The sequence below is a fragment of the Pedobacter folensis genome (assembly GCF_056490665.1).
In genome coordinates this window covers 230,084-242,181 of sequence record NZ_JBWJIF010000004.1, presented here as the reverse complement: position 1 = coordinate 242,181, position 12,098 = coordinate 230,084, and the positions used below count along the sequence as shown (strand labels likewise).

Sequence of the window (12,098 nt, the reverse complement as noted above, 5' to 3'; positions counted from 1 at the left end):
TAAACCTGGTGACCATTCTCATAGATATGAAAAGGTGCTCTCTTGGTATTTAAAAGTTTCTCAGAGGTGCTAAACGGTAACTCGGATGTATTAAAAAGATTGTTAAGGGCTGAAAAACGTAGGTATGTTCCTCAAACGGGGGCAAATTAATTCATTTTGCATGAGATTGGCATTGAAATGACGCAAATAAGTCGCAGTTGAATGTAAACGCGATCCCTTACATTTGTTCAACGCAATCGTTAAAAACTATGAGATTATCAGATAAGGTAAAAGCGCTAAGAAGCCAGCATGGCTTTAGTCAGGAGGAACTCGCAAGGCAAACACAATTAAGCTTGCGGACTATTCAGCGTATTGAACAAAATGAAACCGAAGCAAGAGGAGATACTTTAAAAAGGTTGGCCCAGGTTTTTAATTTGAAACCAATGGAGTTAACCAGCCAGATTGAAAAAGAGCAGACTTATTTGATTCCTCTTTTAAATCTATCGGCCCTAAGTTTTATCATCTATCCAATATTGGGTTTTATTGTGCCTTTAATTTTATGGTATTTTAAACGTAATGGAGATGAAAAGCTAAATGAAACTGGTAAAAAATTGCTTAATTTTCAGGCCACATGGACATTGGCAGTATCTTTTTTTTATGCTTTATTCATGTTGGTTAAAGTGATGCATCTTGGAGGATTTTTTAGTGTTTATACTTTTCTAATCATTCTTTATAGTTTTTACGCCTTAAATTTTGCACTTATTTTATTTAATACCTTTCGGAGTAAGAACATGAAAGAGGTAATTTATATACCCGCAATTCCTTTTTTTTAAGCTTGTGGTCTGTGAGTGGTAAAATAATCGCTTTATTGCAAAAGAGTCTTAGCGGGACGCTAAGACCAGGCGAGTGTGGTTACGAAGAGTCGTCATCCTGAACTTGTTTCAGGATCTATTACGCAAAAATGTTGTTATTGAGGTTGTCTGTGATAACACAAGTCAAGGCGTAAATTAAAAATCCGTGTTTCCGTGCTTCCGTGGCAAAAAAAATAAGAGAACGAAATCTGTACTTTCGGTGCTTCTGTGGCAAAAAACCAAGAAAATAAAATCCATGCTTTCTGTGTTTCCGAGCCAAAAAAATCTACCCTCTGTAAAACCGAATTTACAAATCCAAATGCTTTCAATTTTCTATCTTTATCGATATGAAAACCATTTTATACAGCCTTTTTTTTGTTCTGCTGCTCAGCTCCTGTAACCAAAAGGAAAAAGTTGATGTAATTGTTTATGACGCAAAAGTGTATACCGTTAACAATACATTTGATACGGTTGAAGCTTTCGCTGTAAAAGAGGGCAAAATTTTGGCGCTGGGTAAAAGTGACGATATCCGGGCCAGATTTGCGGGCAAAGAAGAAATTAATGCAGACGGTAAGGCTGTTTATCCCGGTTTTATAGATGCACATGCCCATTTTTATGGTTATGGACAAAGTTTGCAAACCGCCGACTTAAGAGAAACAAAATCCTGGGATGAAGTGCTTGCCCGCTTAACTGATTTTGCCAAAACGCACCCCGATGGCTGGTTAATCGGTAATGGCTGGGACCAAAACGATTGGGACAATAAAGCCTTCCCGACAAATGAAAAACTAACGGCACTTTTTCCAGATCGCCCGGTATTCTTAAACCGTATCGATGGGCATGCGGCCATTGCCAACCAAAAAGCCTTGGATGATGCCGGTATTAAAGGCGAACAGAAACTGGTTGGTGGCGATATGCTTACCCAAAACGGAAAGCTCACCGGTGTTTTAATTGATAATGCCGTAGCTTTAGTAGAACGTAAAATTCCTTCACCAGACGCTAAACTAGCCGAAAAAATATTTATAGATGCGCAGAAAAATTGCTTTGCTGCGGGTTTAACCACCATTGATGATTGCGGTTTAAGTTATCTGGCGGTCGACTTTATCGAAAAACTCCAGAAAGAGAATAAACTCAAAATGAGGCTTTATGTAATGCTTTCCGATGAACCCGATAATTATAAATACCTGTTTAATCGCGGACCGATTAAAACCGACCGATTGAATGTTCGGGCATTTAAAGTTTATGCCGAAGGTGCTTTAGGTTCGCGCGGGGCTTGCCTGTTGCATCCATATAGCGATATGCCCAATAAAACAGGCTTTTTGCTGAGCAATCAAAAACATTTCGAAGAGGTTGCCACAAAAATTGCCGCCAATCATTTCCAGATGTGCACCCATGCCATTGGCGATTCGGCGAATCGGGTAATCCTGAATATTTACAATAAAATTTTAAAGGGCAAAAACGATCAGCGCTGGCGGATTGAACATGCCCAGGTGGTGAATGCGAACGATTTTGATCTTTTTGGAAAGGCGAGTATTGTGCCTTCGGTACAGCCTACGCATGCCACTTCTGATATGTACTGGGCCGGACAGCGTTTAGGTACTGAAAGATTAAAAAGTGCTTATGCGTACAAACAATTATTAAAACAAAATGGTTGGATTCCTTTAGGTACCGATTTTCCGGTCGAAAACATTAATCCATTATTAACGTTTTATGCAGCAACAGTGAGAGAAGATGCAAAAGGTTTTCCGAAAGGAGGCTTCCAGATGGAAAATGCCTTAACACCCGAAGAAGCTTTACGTGGAATGACCATCTGGGCAGCAAAAGCCAATTTCGAAGAACATGAAAAGGGTAGTTTGGAGAAAGGCAAATTAGCCGATTTTGTGATACTCGACCACGATATTTTGAAATCAACACCACAAAACATATTAAAAACCAAAGTTTTAAAAACCTACCTGAACGGAGAAAAAGTATATGAAGCGAAATAGATTGTGTATCCTGGCTGTAGCATTTTGCTGCAATATTTTATGTTTAATGGCTTGCGCACAGGAGCATACAGCGAATGAAAAAAAACTGGCTATTGCCAATGCCATAGCCAATACAACCGTCTTGTTAAACAATCAGGAGGGCATTATTCCTTTAAAATCATTGGAGAAAAAAAATATTGCTTCGGTTAGTTTGAGCTTTGCCTATAGTACCGTGTTCGATAGTTTGGCCAATAAATATGCTAAAATCACTTCATTTTCTGCCGATTCTTATAAAGATAGTGTGAACCTGAATGATTTAGAAGATGATCTTAAATATTTTAATACGATTTTAATTACCATTGATGATCAAAATGTAAGCAAAGCGAAATACATCAATTTCATCAACAGTATCAGCAAAAATAAACAGGTAGTCATTTCTTTTTTTGGTAACGGACCTGGTTTAAAATCATTCGATTTGTTAAAATCACCAATTATATGGACAGGTCAAAACAATATGGATGCTGCAGCCGTTGTTCCGCAGTATATTTTTGGTGGTATTGCCGCTTCAAATAAATTAACCACAGCTTACTCGGCGCGTTATACCATGGGCTCGGGTTTTACTACAACCGCCACCCGCTTAAAATACACCGTACCTGAAGATGCGGGTTTAAATTCGAATAACTTAAAAGAGATTGATGCTATTGCTGCCGAAGCCATAGCGCAAAAAGCAACACCCGGCCTGGTGGTTTTAATAGCCAAAGATGGTAAAGTCATCTTTAACAAAGCTTACGGTACCCATACCTACGATACCCATGTGCCTGATCAGGTAACCGATATTTTCGATCTGGCTTCGGTGACCAAGGTAACCGCAACTACCCCCGCGGTAATGCGTTTGTTTGAAGAAGGAAAGCTGAAACTGGATACCAATATTGGCGCTTACATCCCGAAAGCACGTACTACACCCATGAATAATATTCAGGTGCGTGAAGTGATGTTGCACCAGGCAGGTTTTATCCCTTACATTCCTTTTCATGATTATGTAAAAACAGGCGATTATAGCAGGGATTCATCTGCGGCTTATCCGACCAAAGTGGCCGATAACTATTATATCAAAAAAGGCTTTTTCAAAGATTTTATGTGGCCTAAAATGCTCAATTCGCCGATTAAAACCCGTGGTAAATATGTGTACAGCGATATCAGCATGTATGTGATGAAAGATATTGTTGAACATATTAGCGAAGAACCTTTAAACCAATATACCTACGAAAACTTTTATAAGCCATTAGGCATGCAAACGGTTGGTTTTTTACCACGTAACCGTTTTAAACCAGAGCAGATCATACCGACAGAAGATGATAAGTATTTCAGAAAAACTTTGCTAGTGGGTTATGTTCATGATCAGGGCGCAGCTTTGGCCGGTGGTGTATCTGGTCATGCTGGTTTATTTGCCAGTGCTAACGATCTGGCAATTATTTATCAGATGCTTTTAAACCGCGGTACTTATGGTGGTGTAACATATTTCAAAAATTCAACGGTGGATATGTTTACGTCGAAACAATCGAATGTAAGCCGCAGGGGTTTAGGTTTCGATCGCTGGGATCCAGATACGACCAAACATTATCCCTCAGAGCTGGCTTCACCACAAACCTATGGTCATACAGGTTATACCGGAACCTGTGTTTGGGTCGATCCATCACGAGGTTTGGTTTATGTGTTTTTATCAAACCGTGTTAATCCCACCGTTACCGATAAATTATCGAACTTAAAAATTAGGGGCAGGATAGAGGATGTGGTAAACAAGGCTATTGACGAGTCGAAGAAATAGGATATTATAGTAAGAATGGAGCAGATTTAATTATTATTTGTAATTTCAGTACCTAAACCTAAAACAGAATACTGATGATGAGATGTATCAAAACTATAGCTTTTTTGCTGCTTTTTTTGGGACTTAAAACTACCGTAAATGCACAGCAGATTAAAGACGGAGAAACTGTAAATTTAAATGGAATTGCGGTAACCTATACCGTTGTAAATAAGGAAAAGTTAACCATAAAAGATCAGGATTTCGACCGTTATAAAGTTTTGGCTTCTGTGAAAAACAATACAGGCAAATCTTTTAACATCCGTTTGGCCAGTTCGCTGGATTTATCAGCCATCGGCAATTCAAAAATTATCGAGCTGGATTGTATTAACGCGACAGGAGCAAGGTTAACTTCTAAAAAGGTTCAGGTTGGTATGAAAAGCCATTTAATAAACGTTACCTATTATACCAAAGATAAAGACGGAAAAATGATCAGCGCGATAATGCCAGTTACCGCAGGTTATTATTTCGATGAAGGGCAAACGATAGAAAATGACGCCATTTTTATTGTACCTGCGGGTGAAACACCACAGGTTTCTGTAAGGAGTTTGTTGAAGAATTAATAGGGTTGTCAACTTTAATGTTCTCAGGTGACTTAGGTGGTCAAACAATAAAGCAATTGATTTTAAAAATTGACCATTAAGAAATGGAGGGCATTAACATAGATTTCAGGGTTTGATTGAGAGGTCATAACAATTTAGCTGATTCAAATGGCCCGCCCTTTTTAAATCGTTAATCTTTAGGTCTATAATAAGCATCAAAAAGTTTATTTCTAAATTTATAGTCTGGGTCGTATTTTTTCTTTAGTTTAAAAAATGCTTCTGCATTCGGATAGCCTTTTGAAAACTGTGATTGAGTAGCCTGTATTTGGTAGGGAAGATAGTAGGTGCCCTTTTCAGATAAAGATGCATCAATCAAAGCTCTTGTCCATTTGGTTACTTTTACTTTTTCTGCATCAGATACTTCCTGCTTATAATAAATTACGAAAGCAAAAACTTCTTCCTTAGCCCAGGCGAGGTACGATCCAGAATCCTTATTAGCATGCCTTACTGAAATATTGATTACATTGACATCATTATCTTTTAGCACTTTGACCATCTTTGGATAAAAGGACTCAAAATGATTTATTGGTATAAAATATTCTTGTAAAACATAGGTTGCTTTTTTTCTTGAATTGGGTTCTAGCTCCTTTACATCGTAGGTAGCTTCATAATTTCTCCACTCAACAACTTTACCCGTATAATGTAAGGGGTCTATCAGGTGTTGTCTTAGCCACTTTCCAAAATCAGAACTGGCTACGACTTTCATTGCAAATCTTTTCAGCCCAAAGTTTTTGTCGTTTGGTTTTAAGCGCTCGGTTACAGTTAATTTCTTTTCGGTTTTGGTATAAGTAACCGCCCTAACTTTGGTGTAATTATTGGGATATATATCTGCATTATGAAATACAAATTGAGGCTTATTTCTAATGGTAGAAAAGAAAAACTGCTTGTAAGCAGCGATATCCATCAAAGTGTCTTTTCGCTGAATTTTATAATTCTCTGTTAGTGATAAGGTTACTTCGGTGATTACGCCAATTCCGCCGTAGCCACCTATAGCTGCATAAAAAACCTTGCTATTAACCGTTGGACTTGCGGTGATGAAACTTCCGTCAGCTAAAACAATCTTAAAACTTTTAACTGATAAAATTACTGGTCCCTGTCCAACATAACGGCCATGAACATTAACGCTGAGCGAACCTCCAACCGTGAAATTTGCGTAAGTCTGCATAATTTTAACCGATAAATCATAGTGATCTATAAACTGAATTATTTCACGCCATCTTATTCCTGCCTGAACTGTAATTTCCTTTCTTTCTTTTGAGAAACTTAATATTCGATTTAACTTTCTCATATCAATTTGCAAAGCATTTTCTGTGGCCGTTTGCCCACCCTGACTAAATTGGCCTCCCCCTATGGAGATTGGTCCATTCTGGGTTTTAACTGCTTTAATAATTTCAGCGGAAGTTTGTGGTGTAATTATTTTAGCAACTTTTATAGGATTTAGTTGTGTAACATCGTTTACTGTGTTTTTTTGTGCAACTGGTTGATCAGGATGACAAGCAAAAAGTAAAGAGATGAGAATTAGAAAAATGCTGAGAGCTGTACGTTTCATGGTAGTCAGGTGTTTTTTCTATGTTTATAAACAAATGAAAGAGTTGTCAACTTTAATAGCCGATCTGCCAGAAAGTTGACAACTCTTCTTAAAAATTGATTACCAACTTATAAATTACTGTTTTAAGTTCCTCCGTATCGCGGTCTTCACATAAGAGAAAAGTGGTGTTATGCTCGTCCTGGCTTAATAAAGTAATGCCTTCGAATTTATGTTGATCAGAGATTTTATTGCTGAAGTTTAACTTTAAGGTCTGCAGGTTAATACTGCCAACAAAACTGCCCAGAATTTCGCCATCGGCATAAGTCGATTTGGTGTCTTCAGCAGTAGCGATGAAAAATATTTCATTTTTAACCCGTGTTGCATCGGTAAAAGATGATTCCACATGATCAATATTAGGGAGTTTAAAACTGTTAAATTTAATCTGGTTAGTGTCGGCTAAATCTGCTCCAGGGATTTTAAATATGCCATTCTTTGCATCGATCCCGTTGCCACGGTTAAAAAGCAGCCACTCCTTACCCGTAAAAATTGCGCCTTCGAGGTTAAAATTCTGATCATCTATTTCAGCAATAGCTTTAAGTTTGGTGTAGGTTTCGGTCAGGTCTTTCTGAATAACTTTTTGAGTTTTCAGGTCGAATTCGATCGTCAGGTTTCTTTTTGGAGTTGAACCAGAACCTAAAAGGTATAATTTATCATCGTGCTGACAAAGGATTTCGAAATCGGGTTTTAATGGTTTAGGAATGTTTTCCAGCTGCTTTAGTCCTGTGTTAAATAATACCTGGATCTTGCGAAGCTGTTTGGTTTTAATGTTGTATGCATTTAAATAAGCACTGTTATCGCCTATAATGTAAAGCAAATCTCCACTTGCAAATAACCCCGAGGCAGAGCCAATGCCATCAATTTCGGCGAAAACGTTTAAATGTGCTGAATACATATTATCAAAATAACAAAAAAGCACCGGTTTTGGCCGATGCTTAATGTTTTTTTGAATAAGATTGCCACGTCTCGATGAAGAATCGAGTCTCGCAATGACGATCTTTTTTATTTTTTCAATCCAATTTCTCTTAATCTTTCATCTAAATATTCTCCTGCGGTCATATCGCTATAAGCTTTAGGATGTTCAGCATCAATGGTTGATGGTAAACTGGTTAAATCCATATCGCTACGTGGATGTAAGAAAAATGGAACCGAAAAGCGTGAAGTTTTCATTAGTTCACGAGGAGGATTTACCACCCTGTGTGTAGTCGATTTTAATTTATTGTTGGTTAAACGCTGTAACATATCGCCCACATTCACTACAATATCGGTATGGTGTGCTTTAATTGGTAACCACTCATTACTGCGGGTTAACACTTCTAAACCATCTGCACTGGCACCGATTAACAAGGTGATTAGGTTAATGTCTTCATGTGCGCCTGCACGAACTGCATCATCAGGAATGGTTTCAGGATTTTCGATCGGGAAGTAGTGGATGCCTCTCAAAATCGAATTTCCGTTATGAACATGTTTGTCGAAATAATTGATCGGTAATTCTAAATAGGTTGCAATGGCACGTAATAAATGCGTTCCGTTTTCTTCCAGTTTTTTATAAATATCGCCGGTTACCTGGTTAAATTCAGGTAATTCCTCCAAAATTTCGTTATCAGGGTATTCGTTTTTAACCGGATCGCCATCAGTTACTTCCTGTCCGATTTGCCAGAATTCTTTTAAATCTGGTGTTTTAGCGCCTTTAGCCGTTTCTTTACCGGCACTGGTATAACCGCGCTGGCCTGCCAATTCTGGTTTCTCGTATTTCCTTTTGGTTTCAACAGGTAACGAAAAGGCCGCTTTAATGTTTTCGTAAAGTTTATCAATTAATTCCTGACTTAAACCATGGTTGGTGATGGTAACAAAACCTGAATCGTTAAATGCACGGCCCAATTCATCTGAAAACTTTTTGCGGTCTTCTGCTGAACCATTGATGTAAGAGCCTAAATCTAAACAAGGAATATACGGTGTAGACATAATTTTATATTTAATGTTATACGAATTTAAAAAGAATTGTTAATAACTGCATTTCGGCCGGATGTTAAGTGTTTAATAAATTAATATACAGGTTTTTAAGTTATTAACAAAATCTCAAAATCCAGGTGATATTCGATTGTCACACTAAATCCATTATAATTTAAATGCAAACTACAGTTTGTTTAATTTCGTATAATTAAATGGAAATAACATAACCAACCTGTAAGGTAAATGGGTTATTTGCGACTAATAAAATAAAAACATACATGAAACCATCATGATTTGCATTTTGCAAGTAATAAAAAATCATGATAGCCTCATTACAGGTAAAAATAAATAAACACAAAATGAGAAAAATAATTTTAATTCTGTTAGCAGTACTGGCGCTTAACCAGGCTAATGCACAAGGGAAAAAGACGGAAAAGGCTACTTTCGGTATGGGCTGCTTTTGGTGCACCGAAGCTATATTTCAGCGGTTAAAAGGTGTCGTGTCGGTAAAATCGGGTTATGAAGGCGGTACATTAACCAATCCAACTTACGAAGAAGTGTGCACCGGTGCTACCGGTCATGCAGAAGTTTTGGAAATAACCTACAATCCACTGGTGATTTCTTATGATGACTTGTTAGAAGTTTTTTGGAAAAGCCATGATCCAACTACATTAAACCGCCAGGGGGCAGATAGTGGTACACAATATCGCTCGGTAGTTTTTTACCATTCAGCAGAACAAAAAGCTTTGGCCGAAAAATATAAGGCAGAATTGAATAAAACCAATGCCTATGGCAAGAAAGTGGTAACCGCTATAGAAGCGGCCAAACCTTTTTATGTCGCCGAAAATTATCACCAGAATTATTTCAATAAAAATGGAAGTGAACCGTATTGCAGGTTGGTGATCCAGCCAAAAATAGAGAAACTGGAAAAGATATTTAAAGCGAAGCTTAAAAACTGATAAGCGTGGTTGACTAGCCCTGCAATAAACATTGCAGGGCTTTTTGTTATCTTAGGAATTTAAACTTCTGTTTATGGTAAAAAGAATTGTGCTTAATATCGATACTCAAAAAATTGCAGATGCAGCAAGTTTTTACAAAGATGTATTGGGGCTGGATTTAATGATGGATCACGGCTGGATTGCAACCTATGGCGCTGCCGGCCAAAAAATGGATGTACAGATCAGTTTTGCCGCTGAAGGCGGATCAGGTACCCCAACACCAGATCTATCCATTGAAGTTGAAAATGTTGATGATATCTTGAAGAAGGTTAAGGCTGCCGGATTTCCTGTCGAATACGGGCCGGCTGATGAGCCATGGGGTGTCAGGCGATTTTATACCCGAGATCCATTTGGCAAATTGGTTAATATTTTAAGTCACTATTGAGATCTAATTTATTGCAGAGCGGTCAATTAAATGCATAGGTAATTTTAAGTAGGTGATACCTCTCTGGATATCGTCATTCCCAACTCGATTGGGAATCTTAATACAATATGCGTTAAGATTCCCGCATGCGTGGGAAGGACGACCGCTTTATTGGAATCTGTTAGTAATGGCGTAGGCGAGAACCCGAAGACGCTGCGAAGTAAAATCTTTAACTTTCCAAAGAAAGTTAAAAAGCTCTCGCCCTAAATTCAGGACTGCGCTCCCGTCTAAGTGAAAAACCGCCTCTTAGTTCAAAAACCCTTTAGCTTTTTCGAGCAGCTCGCTGCCTTTCTTGCCAATCTCTTTTTTACCCTTTTCGATGGTTGAGGGTTGTGTGTACTCACTCACCGAATTGGAAAGCGCTTTAAATTTGCCAATGCCGGCAAATACTTCTTTAGTATAAGGAACTCCCTGTTGCTTCATCAGTTTTTCCCAATCAATCTTCGATAGCAGTGCGATCATATATTTGGTGGCAATTTTGCCTATAAATGCTTTGTCGTATACTCCCGTTAGTGCCTTATCTGATTTACGGTCTTTTACATAAACAATGGTTTGCTGGAGGGCTTCACGTTCACTGTTAGAAAATAATGGGCTTTTGCTTAGCTTTTCTAATGCCGGAAGCGACTGCTCTGGTCTTTCTTTTTTTAAATTCAGGTAAGCGGTTATACCCCAAACCAGTTCATTTTGGACGCCGAGTTTATTCATGTCGTTTAAAAAAGCCTCAAAATCTTCAAGCGATCGCTCCTCATCAATTTTCCGCTCCATTCTCATCCGGTCAAAACCTCTGAAAAGGTAGTTCATGCCATGAAAAGCTACATGGGTTTGTTCATCATTTAAGCGGCTCCAACCAAAAAAGGCTTTCGTGTAGGGGAGTGGAATTTTCTCATTTTTATCAAGCCATTTAATATTTCGCGAGAGACCATCTTCTGACAGGTAAAAAAGATTATTGCCAAAAAACAGAAAGCCACGGACAAATTCGAGCAAGGTTTTAACTTCGCAATCATCCAGCAATTCGGGCTGAGTTTTAGCGCATTCATATAATGCAAAAGGCTGCCCTAAATCTCTGGTGGTTAAAACTGTCATACTTAAAATAGCATGTTCAATGTTTTGATAGTAAACCTTTTTTAGGTCTTTAAAAAAAGGATCCGGGGTTTTAACGCCAGTCTTCATTGCAATAAATCCAGCTGTTAAAAGCGGGAAAACATCTTCGTCGGTTTCTTTCACAAATTGTTTAACCGAGCGGTATTCTTGATATAGCCTTAAGGCATCTATTACTGAAATATTTTCGTCGCCATTTCCATTCACCTTATTTAAGGTACGAACAACACTTTGTGCCTGTTTACTGAATTTTTGATATTCGGGTTGAGTCGTATCCTGAACTGCAGTTGAACGGACAGCTATTTTAGCGAACTTATAAAAGATGATTTTATCATAATTAATGTTTTCTGTCAATTTCTTCTTGTCAAGCTCGAGCAGCACCTGATCTGTTTTATCGCCAGAGCAGGCAGCTAAAAAAAGTACAGTGCAAAATAAAACTAAATTCTTCATGAGGTAATTTTTTAAACAAATAGAGGTATAAAAAAACATTTTAGGAGAGAAAAAAACAAGAACTGTAAACATCTTCTGCATTTAACCTGTGAAAAGGCAAGGCTGTTTATTGAAATTTAATTTTTTTTGGCTAATTAAAGCTAAAATGACAAATATTTAAAAGAAACGGGTGGTGTGATTAGCAAATTAATAATGAGCTTTTGTTGGTGCGTTCATGTCCTTTGAGGTTTGTTCCTGGCCGGACAGTTTTTTGGATTAAAATTTGATTAGAAGTTGTCAAAAAACAGAAAGTGTTTCTAATTTTTTGGCAATTTTTTCAGAATTAATGCCTTAAAA

10 protein-coding genes are annotated in these 12,098 nt (G+C 37.9%); 6 read left to right on the top strand and 4 right to left on the bottom strand.

Going from position 1 to position 12,098, the window contains the following annotated elements; translation table 11 throughout:
- The first annotated feature begins 248 nt into the window (after nt 1-248).
- From AC04QZ_RS20785 to AC04QZ_RS20770, 4 genes are all read left to right on the top strand, one after another.
- A complete protein-coding gene (locus tag AC04QZ_RS20785; RefSeq protein ID WP_478359301.1) occupies nt 249-812 on the top strand; it encodes a magnetosome magnetite crystal formation protein family in 564 nt (187 codons plus the stop codon).
- A gap of 365 nt (nt 813-1,177) precedes the next feature.
- The gene (locus tag AC04QZ_RS20780; RefSeq protein WP_478359300.1) at nt 1,178-2,812 is read left to right on the top strand and encodes an amidohydrolase; all 1,635 of its coding nucleotides are present in this window, start codon (nt 1,178-1,180) and stop codon (nt 2,810-2,812) included.
- Nucleotides 2,799-4,616: a serine hydrolase domain-containing protein gene (locus AC04QZ_RS20775; protein ID WP_478359299.1), complete on the top strand. Its 1,818-nt coding sequence runs from the start codon at nt 2,799-2,801 to the stop codon at nt 4,614-4,616. Before AC04QZ_RS20780 ends, AC04QZ_RS20775 begins: the two co-directional genes overlap by 14 nt.
- 74 nt (nt 4,617-4,690) lie before the next feature.
- Nucleotides 4,691-5,215 carry a hypothetical protein gene (locus AC04QZ_RS20770; protein WP_478359298.1) on the top strand — a complete coding sequence of 175 codons (525 nt, stop codon included), beginning with the start codon at nt 4,691-4,693 and terminating at the stop codon, nt 5,213-5,215.
- A 169-nt stretch (nt 5,216-5,384) separates the two neighbouring features.
- Here AC04QZ_RS20770 and AC04QZ_RS20765 read toward each other — a convergent pair whose 3' ends face one another.
- From AC04QZ_RS20765 to AC04QZ_RS20755, 3 genes are all read right to left on the bottom strand, one after another.
- Nucleotides 5,385-6,803, bottom strand: coding sequence for an FAD-binding oxidoreductase (locus AC04QZ_RS20765; protein ID WP_478359297.1), 1,419 nt, complete (start codon nt 6,801-6,803; stop codon nt 5,385-5,387).
- A gap of 88 nt (nt 6,804-6,891) precedes the next feature.
- Nucleotides 6,892-7,734 (bottom strand): DUF6929 family protein, encoded by an 843-nt coding sequence (locus AC04QZ_RS20760; protein WP_478359296.1) that lies wholly within the window; start codon nt 7,732-7,734, stop codon nt 6,892-6,894.
- Between the two features lie 107 nt (nt 7,735-7,841).
- A complete protein-coding gene (locus AC04QZ_RS20755; RefSeq protein WP_086547781.1) occupies nt 7,842-8,804 on the bottom strand; it encodes an isopenicillin N synthase family dioxygenase in 963 nt (320 codons plus the stop codon).
- A gap of 347 nt (nt 8,805-9,151) precedes the next feature.
- Here AC04QZ_RS20755 and msrA point away from each other — a divergent pair, with 347 nt between their 5' ends.
- Together msrA and AC04QZ_RS20745 are read left to right on the top strand one after the other, a co-directional pair.
- The gene (gene msrA / locus AC04QZ_RS20750) at nt 9,152-9,751 is read left to right on the top strand and encodes a peptide-methionine (S)-S-oxide reductase MsrA (protein ID WP_478359295.1); all 600 of its coding nucleotides are present in this window, start codon (nt 9,152-9,154) and stop codon (nt 9,749-9,751) included.
- A gap of 73 nt (nt 9,752-9,824) precedes the next feature.
- A complete protein-coding gene (locus tag AC04QZ_RS20745) occupies nt 9,825-10,175 on the top strand; it encodes a VOC family protein (RefSeq protein WP_478359294.1) in 351 nt (116 codons plus the stop codon).
- Nucleotides 10,176-10,460: 285 nt separating this feature from the next.
- On the opposite strand, the gene AC04QZ_RS20740 is transcribed toward AC04QZ_RS20745, so the two are convergent.
- A complete protein-coding gene (locus AC04QZ_RS20740; protein WP_478359293.1) occupies nt 10,461-11,762 on the bottom strand; it encodes a hypothetical protein in 1,302 nt (433 codons plus the stop codon).
- Nucleotides 11,763-12,098 lie beyond the last annotated feature (336 nt).